The organism is Rhizobium sp. BK312, assembly GCF_014193605.1.
Lineage (GTDB): Bacteria > Pseudomonadota > Alphaproteobacteria > Rhizobiales > Rhizobiaceae > Rhizobium.
Genome location: NZ_JACHZP010000007.1, coordinates 12,035 through 32,684, shown reverse-complemented (window position 1 = coordinate 32,684; position 20,650 = coordinate 12,035). Strand labels below are relative to the sequence as shown.

The 20,650-nt window shown below is 58.8% G+C and carries 20 protein-coding genes; 3 read left to right on the top strand and 17 right to left on the bottom strand.

The window, feature by feature from the left end; all coding sequences use genetic code 11:
- Positions 1-15: 15 nt before the first annotated feature.
- Both FHT85_RS20025 and FHT85_RS20020 read right to left on the bottom strand, forming a co-directional pair.
- A complete protein-coding gene (locus tag FHT85_RS20025; RefSeq protein WP_112411394.1) occupies positions 16-735 on the bottom strand; it encodes a molecular chaperone in 720 nt (239 codons plus the stop codon).
- Positions 736-760: 25 nt separating this feature from the next.
- The gene (locus tag FHT85_RS20020) at positions 761-1,258 is read right to left on the bottom strand and encodes a spore coat U domain-containing protein (protein WP_112339282.1); all 498 of its coding nucleotides are present in this window, start codon (positions 1,256-1,258) and stop codon (positions 761-763) included.
- Between the two features lie 371 nt (positions 1,259-1,629).
- Here FHT85_RS20020 and FHT85_RS20015 point away from each other — a divergent pair, with 371 nt between their 5' ends.
- Complete coding sequence (locus FHT85_RS20015) at positions 1,630-2,244, top strand: hypothetical protein (RefSeq protein ID WP_112411395.1); 615 nt, start codon at positions 1,630-1,632, stop codon at positions 2,242-2,244.
- A 100-nt stretch (positions 2,245-2,344) separates the two neighbouring features.
- Here the strand turns inward: FHT85_RS20015 and FHT85_RS20010 are convergent, their stop codons facing one another.
- From FHT85_RS20010 to FHT85_RS19995, 4 genes are all read right to left on the bottom strand, one after another.
- Positions 2,345-3,202, bottom strand: a complete 858-nt coding sequence (locus FHT85_RS20010) for a hypothetical protein (RefSeq protein WP_112411396.1) — start codon at positions 3,200-3,202, stop codon at positions 2,345-2,347.
- A gap of 274 nt (positions 3,203-3,476) precedes the next feature.
- Positions 3,477-4,709 (bottom strand): peptidase T, encoded by a 1,233-nt coding sequence (gene pepT, locus FHT85_RS20005; RefSeq protein ID WP_183774256.1) that lies wholly within the window; start codon positions 4,707-4,709, stop codon positions 3,477-3,479.
- 185 nt (positions 4,710-4,894) lie between these two features.
- Positions 4,895-5,416, bottom strand: coding sequence for a DUF992 domain-containing protein (locus FHT85_RS20000; protein WP_015343059.1), 522 nt, complete (start codon positions 5,414-5,416; stop codon positions 4,895-4,897).
- A 237-nt stretch (positions 5,417-5,653) separates the two neighbouring features.
- Entirely contained in the window at positions 5,654-6,916 is a 1,263-nt protein-coding gene (locus FHT85_RS19995; RefSeq protein ID WP_112339286.1) for an adenylate/guanylate cyclase domain-containing protein, read from the bottom strand.
- Positions 6,917-7,138: 222 nt separating this feature from the next.
- Between FHT85_RS19995 and FHT85_RS19990 the strand changes: the two genes are divergently transcribed.
- Positions 7,139-7,723: a nucleoside 2-deoxyribosyltransferase gene (locus FHT85_RS19990; protein ID WP_112339287.1), complete on the top strand. Its 585-nt coding sequence runs from the start codon at positions 7,139-7,141 to the stop codon at positions 7,721-7,723.
- Between the two features lie 26 nt (positions 7,724-7,749).
- Here FHT85_RS19990 and FHT85_RS19985 read toward each other — a convergent pair whose 3' ends face one another.
- From FHT85_RS19985 to FHT85_RS19950, 8 genes are all read right to left on the bottom strand, one after another.
- Positions 7,750-8,559, bottom strand: a complete 810-nt coding sequence (locus FHT85_RS19985) for a phosphate/phosphite/phosphonate ABC transporter substrate-binding protein (protein WP_246780039.1) — start codon at positions 8,557-8,559, stop codon at positions 7,750-7,752.
- A gap of 6 nt (positions 8,560-8,565) precedes the next feature.
- Positions 8,566-9,570 carry an ornithine cyclodeaminase family protein gene (locus FHT85_RS19980; RefSeq protein ID WP_112339289.1) on the bottom strand — a complete coding sequence of 335 codons (1,005 nt, stop codon included), beginning with the start codon at positions 9,568-9,570 and terminating at the stop codon, positions 8,566-8,568.
- Positions 9,570-11,099, bottom strand: coding sequence for a histidine ammonia-lyase (gene hutH / locus FHT85_RS19975; protein WP_112411398.1), 1,530 nt, complete (start codon positions 11,097-11,099; stop codon positions 9,570-9,572). Before hutH ends, FHT85_RS19980 begins: the two co-directional genes overlap by 1 nt.
- 293 nt (positions 11,100-11,392) lie before the next feature.
- Positions 11,393-12,139 (bottom strand): ATP-binding cassette domain-containing protein, encoded by a 747-nt coding sequence (locus tag FHT85_RS19970; protein ID WP_112339291.1) that lies wholly within the window; start codon positions 12,137-12,139, stop codon positions 11,393-11,395.
- Positions 12,132-13,196: an ABC transporter permease subunit gene (locus FHT85_RS19965; RefSeq protein ID WP_112339292.1), complete on the bottom strand. Its 1,065-nt coding sequence runs from the start codon at positions 13,194-13,196 to the stop codon at positions 12,132-12,134. The genes FHT85_RS19970 and FHT85_RS19965 overlap by 8 nt, the downstream gene beginning before the upstream one ends.
- 109 nt (positions 13,197-13,305) lie before the next feature.
- On the bottom strand, positions 13,306-14,295 hold the full coding sequence (locus FHT85_RS19960; RefSeq protein ID WP_112411399.1) for a substrate-binding domain-containing protein: 990 nt from the start codon (positions 14,293-14,295) through the stop codon (positions 13,306-13,308).
- Between the two features lie 227 nt (positions 14,296-14,522).
- Entirely contained in the window at positions 14,523-15,950 is a 1,428-nt protein-coding gene (locus FHT85_RS19955) for an ROK family protein (protein WP_112411400.1), read from the bottom strand.
- Entirely contained in the window at positions 15,943-16,884 is a 942-nt protein-coding gene (locus FHT85_RS19950; protein ID WP_112411401.1) for a tagatose-bisphosphate aldolase, read from the bottom strand. Before FHT85_RS19950 ends, FHT85_RS19955 begins: the two co-directional genes overlap by 8 nt.
- Positions 16,885-17,112: 228 nt before the next feature.
- Here FHT85_RS19950 and FHT85_RS19945 point away from each other — a divergent pair, with 228 nt between their 5' ends.
- Complete coding sequence (locus tag FHT85_RS19945) at positions 17,113-18,033, top strand: sugar-binding transcriptional regulator (RefSeq protein ID WP_183774253.1); 921 nt, start codon at positions 17,113-17,115, stop codon at positions 18,031-18,033.
- Positions 18,034-18,280: 247 nt separating this feature from the next.
- Here the strand turns inward: FHT85_RS19945 and FHT85_RS19940 are convergent, their stop codons facing one another.
- The 3 genes from FHT85_RS19940 to FHT85_RS19930 form a co-directional block, all read right to left on the bottom strand.
- Positions 18,281-18,667: a hypothetical protein gene (locus FHT85_RS19940; protein ID WP_112411402.1), complete on the bottom strand. Its 387-nt coding sequence runs from the start codon at positions 18,665-18,667 to the stop codon at positions 18,281-18,283.
- A 235-nt stretch (positions 18,668-18,902) separates the two neighbouring features.
- Positions 18,903-20,144 (bottom strand): NAD(P)/FAD-dependent oxidoreductase, encoded by a 1,242-nt coding sequence (locus FHT85_RS19935; protein WP_183774250.1) that lies wholly within the window; start codon positions 20,142-20,144, stop codon positions 18,903-18,905.
- A complete protein-coding gene (locus tag FHT85_RS19930) occupies positions 20,141-20,458 on the bottom strand; it encodes a MocE family 2Fe-2S type ferredoxin (RefSeq protein WP_112339297.1) in 318 nt (105 codons plus the stop codon). Before FHT85_RS19930 ends, FHT85_RS19935 begins: the two co-directional genes overlap by 4 nt.
- Between the last annotated feature and the right edge of the window lie 192 nt (positions 20,459-20,650).

The following is a 20,650-nucleotide window of genomic DNA, read 5'->3' as shown; positions in this document are numbered from 1 at the left end:
CAAACGGCGCTGGCACTACCGTTGATTAACGGCAACTTCAGCATCGAACGGCCCAAGATCGCTCTGGCCATGGAGTGTTACGACGCTGCCGGTGAGGGACTTTGCGGTTCCCATCAGCCATTGCATCGTCGCGCCAGCAAGTACGTATCCGACCAGCCCGTTACGGCTGCTGATCTTCGTTGGGCCTTGTATCAGAGTTACGTTCGACAGACGGAAGCGGCTGCCGCCATTGTTCTTGCCGGTCAGAGAGAGGCTGTTGCCCTGTCGTTTGAGGCTCCAGACGATATCGGCGGGCTTTACGTCCGGCCGCTTGAAGAAGACCGGAATGGACTGACGCATGATGAGCGTGACCGTGCCGGCGCGCGCACGGGCAGGGTCGGGGAGTTCATCAACGATGACCCGATAGGTCTCCTCCGCCTTGACGGGCGCCTTGCTCGTACGAACCACTCTGACCACATACTGTGCGTTCGGATTCATCCGCGTCGCGGGAGGACTGGCAACGACATCCCTGGTCGGTTCCAAGGTCTCTATCCCGCCCGCCTGGCTCCACTTGAAGACACGTATCTGGACGTTGATTGGATGGTCTCCGTCATTAGCCAGATTCAAGACGGTGGCAGCAGCCGGCGCTACAAGCTCCAGGCTTGTGGGCGCTACCCGCAGCGAGGCTGCGTTTATTTCGTAAGCACTGAACAGCAAAAGCATAGTCGCGGCAATGCATGGCAACATGCGTTGCATGACGGCCTCCCAGATTTGTGAGTTTTCAGTAGGTGACGGTAACCGCTACGGTATCTGTGTAGACGCCCGCAGCCGGTGTGGTTTGCGGAGGTACTCGGCCATAGACATTTATGTTCTGGACCGCGCCGTTTCCTGTCCCCGAGACGGTGTCCGTCCCTATGGTCGTGCCCCAGGTCTGCGTTCGATTGGAGTCGGTATAGATCGCATAATTGATCGTCGCACTTGCTGGTCCTGTCATGACACGGACGGCCGTTGTCGCGCCAGCTCCAGCGCCGGCGCTCAGGCCGACATTATAGGTCTGCCCGGACGTGCATTGCACACCGATGGTGGTTGCTTGATCGATATTGCTGGTGATGACGCCGTTGGTGCCGAAGTTGAGATTATTGGCACTCTGGATCGTGCATTGCGCCTGGATAGTAATGGTAACCGTCATGTTGGCGCTTGTGGTGGCGGCAATTGCGGATGGCGCTGCTACGGTCATTGCGATACCGATAAGGCTGGCGCCGCGGAGCATTCTCAGCATTCACATTCCCCTTCGCATAAGCCCCAAAAAATATCAGAATATAATAAAATAAGCACATATATGATTCGCTGGCAATGCAGGTCGGAACCGCGGCGGCGGCGGCGATAGTCTCGACAGAATACCTCCAAAGTAGAACTTCAATTTATTTAGTTAATACTTATGGATGAGCGGGACTTTTGAGAAACATGGTTAATATTGTCTTTCAGTGGCAGCGCTCCGATCTGATCGACCGTGTTAGCCACGACCCGATGTGCGAAACGCATTCATCAACATTTCTTTGCGAAAAGCCTGCAATTGGCCACGTTTCGGTAAAAGCCGCGCCACAGTTTTCATGAGAATGGCTATTCGAGATTTTCCCAAAGGAGCGGTCGATGGATATGCAGCCCGTGAAATGGTGGAATGGTCAAAGCGAAACGACTCGCAGGCTGGGTTGCGGGCTCGCGGTTTGCGGCACTGTTGTCGGCGCCCTCTATCTGATCGTCCAAACCGGCCCTGCCGACCGCTCGATCCGGCTCATCGACGAGGGTGGCCGCATCGCGATCAATGGCGCGGCATCCGCACAACAATTCGCAATGAACAGATTACAGTTGGCAGTCGACACAAGCCCTACAAGATCGCTGGTGTCGGTGCCAATTCCGCAGCCTTCGCCGCTTGCAGCCATGATCAAGAGCAGCGCGCCGGCAAAGCGTGTTGTTCGCGCCGATGCGGGGAATACGAAGGTCGCGTCATCCGCGGAGGTGGAGCATTTTGACCGCTGCATGCCGCAATGTGAAACGCGGGATCCGCTGATAACAAGCAATCCGGACTATGCAGAGGCTGCTCTGCCTGTTGCAGACGATGCTCCGTCTCCCGTGATGGAAGAAAGGGCCGGATTTCATCCCCTTGCAGACGCACGAAACCTTTTGAGCAAAGCGGTGGATGCGCCAGGCATGATGCTGCGCCGCAGCCGGCAGGTGATCGACAATGTGACCCGCGCGGATTGGTAGGCTGAACAGGCGTCCGCGCCCATTGGCGATATAGCAGCCAGGGCGCGGACCTTAGAACCGAAGCGAAAGAGGGACATCAAGCCCCCTTGACGCCGGCCACCTACAGGCCACCGGCGCTAGCTGTGCTGCGCAGCAGCCGGCAAAGGCTGACAAGGCCTGCATCGAAATTGCCGGATGCCGTCACCTGACGACAGGCAATCAGCATACGTTTCTGCTCGGCACTCGACATGGTACGGAAGGCGGCGAGTGTGCGGGTGCTCGATCCTGTGCCGGAACGTCCCGACCCAAGTCCTGTACCGCCCGTACCGCCCAGGCCGCCGATTGTTGTGCCAATGCCGCCCGAGCCCTTGCCTCCGGACCCGCTGCCGGTGCCACTGCCGCCGGAACCTGTGCCTCCGGATCCGCCAATGCCGACACCAACGCCGACACCCGCTCCGGATCCTCCGAGGGAAACGCCCCCACCGGCATTAATGCCACCCGAACCGCCAACCGAAGCGCCAAGGCCAGCATTGACCCCGGAACCGTTAACCGACGCTCCCAAGCCGGCATTAACGCCATTTGAGCCGCCAACGGAGGCGCCAGCACCGGCATTAATGCCGCTCGTTCCGGATACGGAAGCACCCGCTCCGGCATTGATGCCATTGGAGCCACCAACGGAAGCCCCGACACCTGCGTTAACGCCGCTCGTTCCGGATACCGAAGTACCCGCTCCGGCATTGACGCCGTTCTTTCCGCCTATGGAAGCGCCGAGGCCGGCACCAAGCCCATTTGAACCCAGCCCGGCACCTAAGCCGGCATTGATGCCTCCGACCGATACGCCGACGCCAGCGCCCAGTCCGCCGCTTCCGGACTGGCTGCCGCCGTGATCCGTCCCGCCACCGGGTTCCGCATAGCTCGTCGAGGCCAATAAAAGAAGTGCGGATGCAGCAATTGCCATCCGTGAAGATTGTATTCTCATGACTAAACTCCGTTTCAGCTTAGACTTTGTGACAGTCTGTTTCTGATTGCCGGAGCGCGCGCACCGTAGAGTTGGAATAAAGGGGTTTACCTATTCTCCTTTCCTCCCAAGACTAAATTACAGAATAATCTAATTTAGTAATGCTTCAATATAAAAATTCACGGATGACTTGCATAATGACAACGAGATTAAATTTCGTGCAGGAGAAAATGCGCTATTTCACGACGGGGTTGCTGGTTTCCATGGAGGAAGCAAGGCCTATTCTGGCAAGAATTCAGGAACGTTCTTCCCAGACCTTCGCCAACTCCACGAGCGTCTTGACGGCCTTTTCCATGTCCTGTCGGCTCACCCATTCCAGCGGTGAATGAAAGGCATGACCGCCGGCAAAGATATTGGCGCAAGGCAGGCCTATGAAAGAGAGCCTGGAGCCATCCGTGCCGCCGCGAATACTGCCTCGCACCGGTGCCATGCCGGCACGACGGATAGCCTCCACAGCGTTTTCAACGATTTCCGGATGGCGATCGAGGATCACCTTCATGTTGCGGTACTGATGTCTGACGGTAAACTTATGCGAGGAGCCGGGATAGGCGGCCATGACGTCCTTGACGATCGCTTCCAGCATAGCCTCCTTGTCAGCAAGGCCGGCTTCCTCGAAATCGCGGATGATGAAACCGAGCGAAGCCTTTTCCATCAAGCCGCTGATCCCGGTGGGATGGATAAAGCCGTCGCGTCCGTCCGTCGTTTCCGGCGCCATGTCCTTCGGCAGCCTGTCGATGATCGCGCCGGCTATCTTGATGGCGTTTTCCATTTTGCCTTTGGCGAAGCCCGGATGAATGGCGACGCCCTGGATGACGATCTCGACGCTATCGGCGGAGAAAGTCTCGTCTTCTATATGACCCGCCGTTTCGCCATCGACCGTATAGGCAAATTGTGCTCCCAACGTCTTCAGATCGACCTTGTCGACCCCACGCCCGATCTCTTCGTCCGTCGTGAACAGCAGCTTGATGGTGCCGTGGCGGATATCGGGATTGTCGACGAGATATTGGGCGGCTGCGACAATTTCGGCGAGACCGGCCTTGTCGTCGGCGCCAAGGAGTGTCGTGCCATCCGACGTGATGATGTCGTTGCCGATCTGATCTTGCAGGGCAGGGTGTTCGTCAACCCGAATGACCTGCTGCGCATCGGCGCTAAGGCGAATATCGCCGCCGGCGTAGTTCCGCAGGATTTGCGGCTTGACGTTCGTTCCGGTGAAATCGGGCGCTGTGTCCATATGCGAGCAGAAGCAGATGACGGGGACCGGCTTGTCGACATTCGATGGAATGGTGGCATAGACATAGCCGTGTTCGTCCAGATGGGCATCGGCAAGCCCGATCGCCAGCAATTCCTCAACCAGCATGCGCCCGAGATTCTTCTGCTTCGCAGTGGAAGGCTGCGTAACCGAAGACGGGTCCGATTGCGTATCGACAACAACATAACGAAGAAAACGATCGGTGACGGTATCGGTCATGATTCTGGCTCCGAAGAATCGCTAGGGTTTACATAGCTATAGCGCTGCGAGGGTGCATGGATAAACCGATTTCGCGCTGAAGACGCTGGTGTGCAAAGCTGGCTGTCGCCGCCACGACGGAAAAGGCCGCTCCAGCGCCAGGCAGGAGCGGCCATATCATATTGGTCAGGACTTTAACCGAATACTCAATCGGCAGACGTCAGCGTCACCGATGTACCGGTAGCCGCAACATTCAAGCCGAGCTGACCCGTAACGCTCACGGTCTGCAGCTGGATGGAGCCGGAGGTGCCACCAACGAGAATATTCGTGCCGACGCCGGCACCGACAGTGGCTTCAACGGTAGCGCCCTGATAAAGGCCGCCCAGAGAACCACGATGATAGCCGGCTGTCGGCGCGAAAACCAGCCAGACAAGCCGGCTGCGGGTCGTAAACCCGAGGTCGACACCCATCTTTCTGATCGCGCCGGTATAGTGATCAACGCGAGCGCGCCCGACCGTTGAATGGAAAGTGCAATCCATTTCCTTGGCCGAACCGAGCACATAACCAACGCCGCCGCCGATATCGCACTCGAGATAGCCGATCTTTACGCCATTGCGCTCATCGGGTTCCTCGCTATAGGTCGCCGGCATGTCGGCTGCACGTGCCGCAGCGGTGCCCGCAACGATCAACGATGCCGCTGAAAACGCCAGGGTCAGGATTTTTCTCATCTGTTTTCTCCTTGTCAGAGTATTATGGGTGACTGGCACCCTCGTGGTCGAGCCGATAGAATCAACCCTTAGTTAATGTTCGTACGCGCAGAACGATCCCAAAATTAAGGCAGCTACCGTCATGATCCACCTCACAATATAGGAAGATCTATATACCGGGACACCCCTTTGCCATTTCACGTTTTACTACCGACTGAATCGCGCCGTACCGAATTTACGCCCCGTCGGACCCAATCTTCACCCGGCGGTTGGCTCCGCTTTCTGCGGCAGTTTGTCTTTTGCAGCGAAAGCAAAGACGTCGACGGGTTCGCCGAGACCTTTTAGAGGAAAGGAGCCCAGGCTTTCCATATCGCGTCGGCAACCAGCCATGTCGACAAAAGCCTTGGAAAGAAGCACAGGCCGCTTTACTTCTTTTGTTAGCGATTCAAGCCGTGAGGCGATATTGACAGCCGGGCCGATGACCGTGAAGTCAAGGCGCGTCCGCGAGCCAATGTTACCATACATCACGTCGCCGACATGCACCCCGACGCCATAGCGCAGCACTTCGCGTCCCTGCGCGCGGTTTTCCTCATTGAGCGTTGCAACGGCCGCCTGCGCCTCGGTGATGGCAACGAGAAGATTGTGGCAGGCATTCGGATCACTCAACGGGAAAATGGCCAACAGTCCGTCGCCCATGAATTTGAGGATCTCACCGCCGTGTTTTTCGATGGGTTCGACCATCGCGTCGAAATAACTGTTCAGCAATTCGATGACATCGTCGCGCGGCCACATGTCCGAGATGGTGGTGAAATCACGCAGGTCGCAGATGAGGATTGCGGCCCCGACGGTGGTGCCGCTGCCGCGCGTCGTGGCGCCGGCCAGGATCTTCTCGCTGGCATGCGGCCCGACATAGGTCCGCAGCAGCGTGCGGGCCATGATGTTCTTCAAACGGATTTCGGTCACCATCGTCAAAGCGGGCAGCAGGTCTTTCAGGAAGGTGATATGCTCATCGGTGAAGCCGCCAGGCGCGTCCGAGGCAAAGGTCACGATGTGGCGCTTGCCGAGCGTGTGATAAATTGGCCAGGCGATATAGTCGGTCAGTCCTTCCGCATACATTTCCTTATAAAGCGGATAGTTCAGTTCCGCCTTCTCGCAGACCTCAAGATTTTTCCGGACTTCGGTCGCGCCGTTGAATATCTCATTGATGGGGCTTGCCAGAAATTGAGGCGTATTCTCGACCCCATAGCTGAAGGTCGCAATATCTGCCTCCTTCATGCCGGTGCGCCAAAGAATTCTCGCCCCTAGCCATTGCGGATGCAGCGTTCGGAAGTGCATCGTCGCTCTTGCGACCGGAACTCCGATTGCCTGCATTTTCTCACAAAGTTCCACGAGTATATTGTCGATGAACCGCTGGTCGCGGACATCATTCATAAGCCAATCGAGGATCTTGCTTTGTTTTGTCGGCCAGTTGCCCTGGTCGTCCTGGGTCGAGGCGGCAACGGCCTCAATGGAAGATTGCATTTTCTATACCCCACAGGTTCCGTCATCCGTCCTGGATCGTGAGCGCTATTCGATCCGAATAGAACTATACGCGTCTCGCCAGTGACCTGGAACGGCAATCACTTTTAATTCGCGACTTCGTAAATTATGTGCCGGGTATGGCAGAAGAGCCCTGAATCGGCCATAGGCTTCATATGGTTCCGCGACTCCCGCGTTGCAATATTCGGTCAAAGAGGCAAAGCATTGAGAGCATATCTGGCAGGGCCGGAAGTTTTCCTTCCGAACGCAAGGGAAATCCTCGATCGCAAGATCGCAATGGCACGCAGCTACGGCTTCACGCCCGTTTCACCGGGTGATTTGGTGGTGCCGGAAACCGAGACACGTCGCCAGCGTGGCCTTGCCATCAGCGCCATCAATGAAAAGCTGATGACGAGCGCCGACCTCATCATCGCCAATCTCACGCCGTTTCGCGGCATAGCGGCCGATATCGGCACAGCCTTCGAACTAGGCTTCATGTGCGCCCGCGGCTGCCCGGCATTCGCTTTTTCCAACTGCCTCGATAATCACTTCGAGCGCGTGAGCAGGCTCTATGGCGGCGAGGTACTTCTCGGTGAAGACGGACGCCACCGTGGTCCCGACGGAATGGCGCTGGAAAACTTCGACATGGCTGACAATCTGATGCTCGACGGCGGCATTACGGCACGCGGCGGTGTCATCGTCACGCGCCAGGTCGCGCCGGAGCAGCTCTTTCTCGATCTGACGGCCTTCGAAGAATGCCTGAGCTTCGCGGCGGAGCAATTGTTGAAACAGACCGCCAGCGCACAATAGGCTCGGCTATTGTGCGCGTTCGAGCGTCACCACGCTCCGAGAGCCGCATCGATCGCCCGCGCTCGTATGGGAAGCTGGTCATAGGCGGCAACATCCGGTTTGGCAAAGGCGCTAAGGCCAAGCGATGCGAGGATATCGCTCCCCTCTGGATCCTGGTGCGCGCCGAGAAGAGCGGCGCGTAACGCATCGACGATATCCGCCGACTGCTGCCGCGCGGCCACCAGCAAAGGGAAGGGGGCCGGTTTTGTCGTAGCAACAATGCGCAGTGGCGCGATCATGTCCGGCTCGTGCATTGCCATCAGCTGAAACGCGTAGGCGTCGATGGCGCCGACATCTATGGTGTCTGAACGAATGGCGTCGACTACGCCACGCGGATTGAGGAGCGAGCCGACGGTTTGAGCTGCTGAAGGCCTATTCGCAAGCATGGCAAAGAGTTCACGCGGTGCATTGTAGCCGGACTGAGAGTCCCGCACCGTCCAGCCCCAGCGCGCGCCTGCAAGATCAGCTTCCGTAAGCTGTTTATCGCGCGCGGCGACGATGTGGCTCGCATAGACTGGCTGCCCGTTTGCCCAGTCGGCCAGCGAAACCGGTGCGGCCAATGGTTGCGGGCGCTCCGCCGGCGATAGCTGGGAGAAGGGAAAGCTGCACATGAAAACGGCGCCCATGTCCGGACGTGCCCAAAGCTCGGACAAAGGTGCCGGAGCGGCATGGGCAATGACTTCGAGTTCGACGCCCGATCGGTCGGCAAGCCAATGAAAGAGCTGATCCCAGAGAGCAGATATTCTGGGGCTGAGATTATACATTCGCGAGCAGGCGATAGCGCTCGAAGTCGTCATAGCGCGTCACGCAAACCGAAGTCGTTGGCCGATATTCATGCGTTTTGCCTTTTCGACCATTGCTGCGCCGAGCGCGACGTCGGTGGTGCTCAGGCCGCGATGCCAGAAGAGGATGGTTTCGTCATCGCTTTCGCGGCCCGGCTTGGCGCCGCAGACGATCTGGCCGATTTCAGCATGGAGCGTCTCGGCCGTCACCTTGCCCTCGTCGACATGGCGGCGAAGGGCACCGAAGGGACGCCCCGGTCCGCATTGCCCCCAGTCATCGACGACGACCTTGTCCATGATGTCGGTCAGGTCGAATTCGAGCGCGCTCATGGTGCCGTAAGGCACGACAAAAGCGCCCTTCTTGACCCAGGCGGTCTTGAAGAGTGGCGTCGGCTCCGGCAGCCGGCTTGCCTCGATCATGATATCGGCGCCCTTCAGGCAATCCTCCCAATTGTCCGTCACGATGATTCTCTTGCCGAGATCCTTTTCCAGCCGTGCGGCGAAGGCGTCGCGGCTTTCCGGACGGCGCGAATGCACGCGGATTTCGTCGAAATCGAAGATGTGGTCGAGCAATCGCACGTTCCAGTAGGAAGTGCCGCGTGCGCCGATATGGCCGAGGATCTTGCTATCCTTGCGGGCGAGATGGCGCGCGCCGATAGCGGTGACGGCACCGGTGCGCATGTCGGTGATGGCAGTCGCATCGATGATCGCCTTCGGTACGCCGGTGCGCGGATCGAAGAGATTGAGAACCGCCAGTTCCGAGGGCAAGCCCTGCTTGTAGTTGTCGACGAAATCGCCCACGACCTTGACGCCGGCATAGTCGAGAGGCTTCACATAACCGCGCAGCACGTTGAAATGACCCTTGTCGGAACTCTCGGGGACGAGATGAACGCGAGGCTCGATGACGGTTTCGCCGCGCCCCTGTGCATCGAGCGCCTTGGTCACGGCGTCGAGGATTTCGTCGTTGGAAAGCGCCAGCGCCTTGGCGTCGATGGCATTGAGATAGTCGATCCAGATTTCCTGCATTACCGTTCTCCAGGCATGTCACCGGCTTTCGCCGCGGTCTCTGCGATAAATTCCGACACTCTTTGAAAATCAGGACCTTGCGCACGGTCTTCCTCGAGCGGTGCCACCAGCTGGCGCACCTGTCGATAGGTGCCCAGCGTCCCGCTGCCGAGCTCGCTCGCCACACCGCGCAACTCGACTGCCTGGGCTGACGCGACAAGCTCGATCGCCACGAGATAACGCATTCGCTCGATCATTGCTTCGATCTTGCTCAGGACGCTCGGCGCCATCGACGCCTGATCTTCGACACCATCGGCGACCGCGATCGGCGTGAGCGACACGGGATTGGCCAGATGGCGTATCTCGGCTTCAAGCGCCGAGACCGTTTTCTGCGCGGTGGCAAAACCCGTTCTGCTCTGCGCGCGCGGGGTCAGGAAGCGTGGTAGCTCCGACATGCCCGGAGACATGATTTTCATCGTTCTATAGGCGGTCGCCGCCGCACAATGGGCGATTGCCTGGCCGAGCCGCTCCCATGCGAGAACGAAGGCCGTCATGTCGAAATTGCCATGTGACAAGATAAGCCCTTCGTCGGCCAGTACGATGGGATTGTCGCCGGAACTCGCAAGTTCGATCTCGGTTGCCGCGCGGGCTTCGCCGATCGCATGGAGTAGGGCGCCCCACACCTGCGGGACGCAGCGATAGCTCAGAGGATCCTGCAAGCGCCGGGCGGCACCATCAATAAAAAGAGAACTTCCGGAAAGCAGCTCGCGAAGTCTCGCCGCCGCCTCGCACTGGCCGAAGGCCGGTCTTGCTGCTAGTGCCCGGTCATCGAAAGCCGAGACGTTGGCCCGGAATGCCTCGAAGTTCAGCGCGACGGCAGCAAGCGACCAATCGAACAGCCGTTCGATATCCTCGATGCAGAGGCAGGCCTTGCCAACCGACAGGCTATTGGCGACCACGAGGACATGACCATCCTTCGGAGCGATCGGCAGAGGCTTCAGGTCGGCCTCCAAGAGAGCGTCTAATGCCTGCATGACGGTGCCATCCACTTCGGCCTCGCCATCGCCCAACAAGGCTCGTGCCATGTGCGCCAAAGGCGCGAGATCGGCAGCGCCGATCGAACCGAGCGATGGCACGACCGGATGAAAGCCCGCATTAAGTGCCTCAACGAGGCCGACGAAAACCGGTAGCGACACGCCGGAGCCGCCGGCCGCCATGCCGGCGATGCGAGCCGCCATCATCGCCCTGACGGCTTCGCGGGGAAGGGCAGGCCCAACTCCGACTGCGCGGGCTTGTGGTACACGTAACTGAAAGGCGATCAGGTCGTCCGTGGCAAGGCGAGTATCGACGCCCGCGCCTAACGCTGTCGTCAAACCATAAACTGGCTGGTCGGCCGCCAGGTAGCGTTCAACCACGGCGCGCGCAGCGTTGATTCTGTCTTTGACGTTTGGCGAAATCACTATTGTGGCGTTGCGCCGTGCGATTGCGGCGATATCGCTCACTGTCGGAGGCGCATCGATAAAGGACACGATATTGTCCGCTTTGCTCATTCCTGCTTGCCTCAAAGACGTGCGCTCGGCTTTCCGCGATCTCTGGATAAATGCTCTTCCAGGCGACACTGGAGTCGCTGGAATAGATCGATATCCCCCATAGCACGGCACGTGGCCAGCCACGGTCATATCGATTGAAGAACACCGCTATCTCATTGTGCGGCAATAAGCGATGCTGAGAAAAGCTCAATCAGCACCAGATGGTCATCCGAGATCTTGAAGCAAACAAACAATGCGATCGCGATGACACCTATCGCGATCGCCCTTGTTAAAAAGTTGTAGCGGGTGAGGGATCAGCCGCCGATCATGAGCTTGACGACTTCCTCGTGATTGGTGTCGGCGATGTTGCGCTCGCCTGCCACAATCCCGCGCCGCAGGACGACGATGCGGTCGGAGACCGCGAAGATGTCCTGCAGATTGTGCGAGATGAAGATAACACCGCGTCCCTGTGCCTTCAGCGATTTGATGAGGGCCACGACCTTGCGCTGTTCGGGCACGCCGAGCGCAGCGGTCGGCTCGTCCATGACCAGAATGCGGGCATTCCAATAAACCGCACGCCCGATCGCGACCGCCTGACGCTGGCCGCCGGAGAAGTTGCTGACCGGCGCATCGAGCCGCTTCACATGGAAATCCAGCTCCGCCATCGTCTTGCGCGCTGCTTCGGCCATTGCCTTCCGGTCGAGCACCGGCAGGAAGCCGAAAAGCTTCTTCATCGGTTCGCGCCCGAGGAAGATGTTGGAGCCGATCGTCAGATTGTCGGCAAGCGCCAGATCCTGGTAAATCGTCTCGATGCCTTTCTCCCGCGCATCCTGCGGCGAGGAGAAGGTGACAGGCTTGCCTTCGATCAGGATTTCGCCCGCAGTCGGCGGATAGACGCCGGAGATCGCCTTGATCATCGTCGTCTTGCCCGCACCATTATCACCCGCAAGTGCTACGACTTCACCGGGCCGGACGACCATGGAGCAATTGTCGAGGGCACGCACCGCGCCGAAATAACGTGAGAGATTGCGGACCTCGAGGAGGGGAGTTGCACTATTCATCCTGTTTTGCTCCGCTGAACCGGCGCTGCGCCTGGTCGATGAGCACCGAAATGATGATGACGATGCCGACCGCGATGAACTGCCAGAACGGTTCCACGTTCATGAAAACGAGACCGTATTGGATGACGGCGATAACGAGAGCGCCGGCAACGGTGCCGATGATCGTGCCGGAGCCGCCAAACAGGCTCGCACCGCCGATGACGACGGCAGCCACGCTATCAAGCAACAGCGGTTCGCCGGCTTGGGCCGCGCCTGCGGTAAAACGGGCTGCATAGAGCGCGCCGCCCAAGCCTGCGCAGACGGCCGATAGAATATAGAGCCGCAAGAGATGGGACTTGATGTCGATGCCGGCGCGGCGGGCGGCCTGGGCATTGGCGCCTATGGCGTAGTTATGTTGGCCGAAGCGTGTCTGGCTCAAGAGGTAATGCATGATAATCACGAAGACGAGCGTGACGATGACCAGATAGGGGATACCGTAGAACCGGCCGTTGCCGAGCTCGGCGAAATAGGAATTCTTGACCGGCACGGTGGTGCCGCCGGCAATCAGGAAGGCCGTGCCGCGGGCGACGCCGAACATGCCAAGCGTGCCGATGAATGGCGGAACCTTGAGACGGGAGATCAGGAGACCGTTGATGAAGCCAGGCACCGCGGCAGCCAGCATGGCAACGAGAATGCCGAATACCATCGCGACCGGCAGCGGCATGTAGAGCCCGGCAATATTGGCAATATGTGCAGCGACGACGGCCGCAAGGCCCATGATGAAGCCGGTCGACAGATCGATGCCGCCGGAAATGATGACGAAGGTCTGCCCGATCGCCAGCAGCAGCGGCGCCACCGCGAAGATCGCGACGGACTGCCAGTTGAAGCTTGAGCCGACGAACGTGCCACCAAAATCGATCCGCGCCCAGATCTCGAAACTCACGATAAGTGCGGCAAGAAAGAGCCATGCACGCAATTGCGCGATGCGGTTTAGGATGGTTTTTGCTTGGTCGCCATGGTCCGCCTGCGGCGCCACGTGCTGATCCGCCTTGCGGACCTCTGCATTGTCGATTGTCATGGACTGGTCCAAACTGAAGCGTTGAAGGCGCGAAGATCACGGCGCCGTTCGCTCTATCATCGTTGGATGATGTGCCTCGCCCATCGGCGAGGCACAGACTATCTCCGTATCAATCGGAGTAGATGAACTTCGCGACGTTCTTATCCGTCACGTTCGATTTATCGATGACCGTGAAGCCGGTGCCGATCGCCGTCGGGATCGAATTGCCGGTCAGGTGCGCATAGGCTGCCATCACGCCGAAATAGCCGATTTCCGCCGGGTGCTGTGCGATCGCCAGATCGACGAGACCGGAGTTGATATTGTCGACGATCGATGTCGGCGCATCGAAGGCAACCACGCGGATCTTCCCTGTCTGGCCGGCCTGCTGCACGCCGTTGGCGGCACCGAGAGCAGAGAACAGATTGGCCCCGAAAACGCCGTCTAGATCGGAGTTGCGGGCAAAAACCGCCTGCAGCTGCGATGCCGCCTTGTTGGCGTCGTCGTCGTTATATTGCGTCTCCAGAACAGTGATGTTCGGATACTTCTTCATCTCCTCCTTGAAGCCTTGCTCGCGCTGATCGGTGGTCGAGATGCCGGGCTTGACGTTGGAAACGTAAACCTTGCCCTTTTCTCCGACAGCCTTTGCCAGTGCGCGCGCGGCAATCGCACCGCCGAGCAGGTTGTCGGAAGCGATGTAAGCCAGCGGAAAATCGGCATCGCCCTTGCCGGTCTGGTAGACACCGGTGCCGATGAATGTATCGACAGTGATGATCGGGATGCCGGCATCATTTGCCTTTTTCAGCGGCTGGATCAGCTGATCCTTGTCGGTCGGTGCGATGAGGATCGCATCGGGCTTCTTGGCGATCACCGCATCAAGAACAGGAACTTGCGTTACCGGGTTGAAATCGGGGCCGCCCTGGAACACCAGCGTCGCACCGATGGCCTTGGCCGCTGCCTCGGCGCCTTTGCGCATGGTGATGTAAAAGGCATCGGTCGTCAGGCCCGGAATAAGGGCAATCGTAAATTTCTTATCCGCAGCTTTGGTGGTGCCGGCGACAGCCGCAACACCGGTCGCGAGCGATGCCACGGCCGAAGCCTTCAGAAATGTGCGGCGCTCCATGATTTTCCTCCTCTTGAAACCGAACCTCCCCTGTCCGGCAACGCGATAATCAGTGGGTTACTGCGGCACGTCAAGTAATTTTTTTCTGCAAAGAATTTCTTACATCCAATTGATATAATTGAGCAATTCGACTACAACCGCAATATCGCAATCCGCCGAAGACATAGCGTCGCACGGCGTTCGGCACTATTGTGAATTTGTTCCGACCATTCGGACGGCGACCGATATTATTGGCGGTCGAATACCTGCCAAACCCAAGCCAGAATTACCTCCATGTCCGGCTCTTTGGTCTGCTCGACAGTCATGACTGCACCGCAGCCCATAGGCTCAGCCCGATCCGCCAGCGTTATCAATTCCGGCACATATTCGGCGCCCGGATGCCCAGGCAACCGCTCCTTCAGTCGGCTGGCATAACGCTCGCCCGCGACCGTTCCAGGCACCTTGCACCACAGCTCCGCGACATCCCCGACTTTCGCAGCCTCGATATAGTTTTCGAGCTGCGCTTTCGGCTGGAAGCCGAACCAGGCGTCGATGATGAATGTCGAGCCGGCCGGAGCGTCCGCGATAATGGACCAGATCGCCTGGTAGCTCGCCTTTCCCAAAGTCCGGTTGAAGTCGCGATCGACTGGTCCGATATGCTGCAGGAACGGATTCTTGATGCCGTCGATAGACAGGATCGGCCAGCCGGTCCGCAGCGACAAAGCCTTGGCCAGCCTGCTTTTGCCGGAAGCCGGCACACCGTTGACCATGACAACTCGCTTTCCCTGTGCCCGCTTTTCCTGTGACGGCGCATCGGCAGTGAAAATCGACAGGCCCGCGCCGATGACGCCGGCGTCATCGGCGAGTTTGGCCGGCAATATTGCGGGGCAGAACCATGGCGCTACCGCCGGCAGGTCTGCAAGCGCACGCGCGGCGTCGCAGCCGAGCCCGCCGCCAAGCAGGATGACTTCGGGATCCATCGTCGCCGCGATATTATCGAGTGCCGCTCGTAAAGGGACTGCCCATTGGCGCAAGACGCGCACGGCCGCATCATCTCCGTCGGCAGCCATGTCGAACACCTCCTTGATTGTTACGACCGACAATCCCGCTTCAGCGATGTGTCGGCGCAAAGCGGTTCCCGAACTGAAGGTTTCCACGCAACCGCGCCTGCCGCAGGTGCAGGGTGGACCGTCCTGCGACACACAAATGTGGCCGAGTTGTCCGGCCGCCTTGTGTCCGTGATAGATGCGCCCGGCATGGGCGACCGCGCCGCCAATGCCCGTTCCGATCGTCAGCATCGCAACATTTTGATAGCCCTTGGCGCCGCCGATCCGCATTTCGGCGATGAGTGCCATGCTGCAATCATTCTCGATGGCGACAGGCTTTCCAAGTGCCGCCTCAATCCGCCGCGCGAAATCGAGGCCAGAGAGATTAAGAATGCCGCCAGACAGGATTTCGCGACTGTCGACATCGACACGCCCTGGTATGCCGACACCGATCCCCAGAACGTCAGGAATGTCGAGCGCGCGCGCCATCGCGATGACGCGCTCCAATGCCAACAGCGGATCGGTCGGAGTTCTTTCCGACAGCTTGGCAAGGATCTCGCCCTGAACGGAGACGAGGGCCGCACGAATATTCGTGCCGCCAATATCGACGCCGATGGCGATGTCAGCCATGGGCGCGCTGCCTTTGATCAGCGCCGAGCGAGCCTGTGCCCTTGAAGTGCGTCGCGATGACGGCCTGGATTTCGCGAAGCCTCGGCACTGCGACCGTCTCCAGCCGATCCTTCGTTACCGAACGATCGAGCGAGATGCAGTCTTTCCAGAGCGAGCGGCCGGCGATGACGCCCGAAGCGCCGTTGCGCATGGCATCCTCGACCTGGGTGAGGAAGGTCGCATGGTCGACGCCGGCCGAGAGCACCGCCCACGGCACGTCGCCCGAAAGACGCGTGACTTCGGCACAGGCTTCCGACGAGCCCGGATAAGGGATTTTCAAGACTTTCGCGCCGAGATCGAGGCAGATCCTGCTGCCGCCGACGATCAGAGATGACAGCTTCTCCTTGTACTCGGCCTCATCCTCGTCTTCGAACTTGTAGGTCAGGAATTCAACGACCAGCAGAAGATCTTCATATGCGAAGTCTTCGATGCACTGCTTCAGGATCTGGATATTATGGGCATTCGCCGCATCCCGATCCGAGCGCAGATAGACCATGATCTTGCCGCCGGTTGCTCCCAACTGGCGCACGCGGCGCGCGGAAATGCCGGGAACCAACTTCGACAGACGATAGCCTTCCACCGATGTATCCCAGCCGGAAGCATCGAGGCCGATCAGCAGTGCTGTATCTCGCTGAAGGACACGGTCATCGACCAGCGCCGGCACCGCACAGATGGGATCGACGAGAACACAGGACGCCTTGCTTGCCAGGAAGCGAGCGATATCAGCCTTCGTATCCCCCAGCACCTTGTCGGAGATCGCCGCCTGCTCGGCCGGGTCCTTAGCCAGAAGGCTGCGCATGCCGCCGCGCTGGTCGCAGGCAATCACCATCATGGCACCGTTGCTGCCGCAAATCTGCTGGTAGCCGCGCATCTCCGCTGTCGTCAATTTCGTCATGTGATCCTTCCTCCAACCGTTGCGAAACGGCACCCATACGAGCACGCCTTCCCCACTCCTCGAACAGGGCAATGCTCCTGAAATTGAGGACTCTCATGCGCGGTATAAACGTTGCGAAACCGGGCATTTTAAGCGATAACTCCTCAAGTGCCATACATGTAACACATTGCAGAAAGGAATTTCAACCTGAATTCATCTCAATCGCAGGAGGCTGCGGCAAATCGCGCGTTGCTGCACACGGTCGCCAAATTGCACTACCAATCCGATATGGCGCAGGTGGATATTGCCAGGAAGCTTGGCCTGTCGACGGCGACTGTTTCGCGGTTGCTGCAGCGAGCCCGGGCAGTCGGAATCGTCCGGATCGAAGTCATCGATCTCTCACCTGCCGAGGATCTAAGTGCTGCGCTGATCGACGGCCTGAAGCTGCGCACCGCTGCAGTGATCGATACGCCGTCATCAAACGTGCTGAGCGCGCTTGCCGCGCCTGTCGGCTCGCTTCTGCAGCAGGCGGGCCTGCGTTCGGGTTCGACGCTCGGCATCGGCTGGGGGCGGGCGGTGCGCGAGGTGACATTGGCTGGTCTGCCGCAGTTGCCCGGTATCGTCACGGTCGCGCTGAACGGCGGCATGCAGCATGCAGCGCCTCACTTCCAGATCAATGAATTCGTGCGCCAGGCGGCAGTCCAGATGGGCGGCGTGCCGCATTTCCTGCATGCGCCTTATATTTCTTCGACCGAACTCCGGGATGCATTTCTCGGAGATCCCACGGTCCAGCAGGTGACGTCTCTCTGGGACAGGCTGGACGCGGCAATCGTCGGTGTCGGACTGACACATGCGGCAAACCCCTCGGAAACGGCGTTACCCGGCGAAAAGGCGCTGAGCCACGCGGCCGGCGATGTGCTGCGCCACTACGTCACCGAGGAGGGCGAGATCCTGCACTGGGATGGAGAGGAGAGGATGATTGCAGCCTCTCCCCAACAGTTGCGCAAGGTGCCGCTCTGCATCGCCGTTGCCGCTACTCCCGGCAAGGCAAGCGGCATTATCGGCGCGGCACGATCGGGAATGATCAATGCGCTGGTCACGGACGCCAATACCGCGCAGGCCATTCTCGATCGCCTGTCGTCCCATCAGAAAGCCGAGGATCGATCCTGATGCTCTTCCATGGCTGCTCGTTTGACGCTTTCCTGTTCGACATGGACGAAACCCTCCAAAATTCGATTGAGGTCAACCGAACCGGTCTGGACCGCGTGGGCGGAGAGACGCGGCGTCGACGCGGTCAACCTGCTGGCGACCGTTCATCGTCCTAATGCGATCGAGACGATCGACTTCCTTGGGCTTTCAGGGATCGACCCTATCCCTATGGCAACTTTATGCAAGCAGCCGGTTTTGGCTGCGTGAATTAAGGCAATTCCTTGTCGCAAAACGTCTTTAGGGCCGGGAGGACGTGCCCGTCGCTCGTGGCGAGTTTGACTAGGGTGTCGACGTGTTTTTGAAGATGATTGTCCGCCTCATCCTCGCCCTTGCCTACGGCCTCAAATGAGTTCTGGGCGTCTTTAGATAGCTTCTCGAATCTAGCGTTGTATCTTTGAGCATTATCGGCGTCGTTTCTTTCCTCAGCTATCTTCATCCAGATGCCATACGCAGCCGCGCATCGGAACAAGTTCTCTTGTCTTTCTCTTTTTTCATTGGCTCGGTAATTCGAGAAAGGATTTGCGGTCTTGTCGTCAGCGGCAAGGGCGTTTGAGCAGGTAACGATCGCGGCAGTAAGGAAGAGAATCCTGAACATCGAACATCCGGAATAGTTTGTTGATTTTAGCCTCCGGCATCCTGGGTTTAGTCAACCGGCTGGCGTTTCAATTTTTTTGGTCATCCTCCATTTCATCATTAGGGGAAAGGCGATTCTCGCTGTAACGTTAACAACAACCTTTGATTGATGGCGGTGAGGTGCGAAGCCGCGCGATTATCGCTTAGAAACGGCAAGCACTGTGTGTCTGCTCATGAGTTGACCAGGCAGCAATCTCTTACGCTGCCTTCGGCAAGAGCGATTTCAGGTTCACGCCATCCGTTAAAGCTTCGATCGGCGGCATGATGCGCTTGGCAATCAGCATCTCGCTCAGTTTGATATCCTTGGCGATCTTGTTGCCAGGCCCCACACCGCTCGCAGCGACCAGCCTTTGTTCTGCGTCGAGATGGAACAGGATGACGGCGCCGTCATCCAGATCGCGTCTGATGACCGTGCGCCCCTCGTCGACGAGGCCGGCGATTTGCAGCGTATGATCAAACTGGTCGGACCAAAAATAGGGGACGGCCTGATAGCAGCGAGCCGCACCCATCAAATTGGCCGCCGCGAGAATGCCCTGATCCTGCGCATTGCGCCAGGCTTCAAGACGCAGCCGACGTCCGCCGTAGAGCGGATGCGGAAACGAACAGCAATCGCCGGCGGCAAAGATGTCGGCGATCGAGGTTTCCAGGTGCTCGTTGACTGCAATGCCATTATCGATCGCAATGCCCGATTTTGCAGCAAGTTCGGTGCGTGGCTGCGCGCCGATCCCGACAACAAGCACATCGGCAGCGATCACCTTTCCGTCAGAAAGGGAAATGCCGACATGTCGTTCATCCGCTTCGATCCCGAGAACCGCCATGCCGCATTTTACGGTGACGCCGTTGCGCTGGTGCAGGGCTGTGATCGTTTCCGCGATCAGCTCGGGTACGCCGCGCTTAAGAATACGTTCCTGAGACTCGATGACAGTTACCTTCGCGCCTCGGCTGCGCGCCGATGCGGCAACCTCCAGCCCGATAAAGCCGCCGCCAAGCACGGCTACATGCATATTTGCCCGGATATGGGAGCGAAGCGCAATCGCATCGTCCATCGTCCGCAGATAGAGGATCCGGGAACTGGCGGGCGTGTTCGCCAGCCGCCGGGGTGCAGCCCCCGTCGTCAGCAGCAACTTGTCGTAAGACAAGGCCCGATCATCCGAGAGGATGAGCCGTTTTCCAGCTGCGTCGATGGCGTCAGCCGATACGCCGCCGATATGCCGGATAGCCTTTTCAGCCAGTGCGACATCATTGAGAACGGCGGGCAGCCGAGGCTCCGCGTGATCGAGCAGGACCTGCTTGGAAAGAGGCGGTCGCTCGTAGGGAAGATGAAGCTCTTCGCCGATAAGGGTGATCTCCCGCCGATAGCCGTTCTCCCGCAGGCTCAATGCGGCGCGTGCGCCACATTCGCCGGCACCGACGATGATGATGCCCGCATCGCCGCTCATGCGCCGATCCCGATCATCACGCGATCGCCTTCCACTTTGACCGGATAGGTCTTCAGATTGATGCAGACGGGCGCGCCCCGTGCTTCTCCGGTCTTGTAGCTGAAGCGGCCATTGTGCTTCGGACACTCGATGGTGTCGTCCATCACGAGCCCGTCGGCCAGATGGATTTTCTCATGGGTGCACAGCCCATCTGTGGCGAAATACTCGTCGTCGGGGCTGCGGTAGATCGCGAAGGTTCGCCCGGCGTGATCGAAACGAACCACATCTTCCTGATCGATTTCGTCGGCAGCACAGGCATCAACCCAGTTCGTCATTTCTTCCTCCTCATTGCAATCGCCAAGGCGTGAAAGGCGTTATCGAGTCTTGGGAACAGGTCGACATTACGCTTTGAGCGCGCATCGTTTTTCCTCCCGAGTGGTTCCCAGCATGCGCGAAATAACCCCTCGCATTCCACGTCGATTGTGATCATTTTTCATCATGGAAGAGCTGCATGGAGAAGACACGTC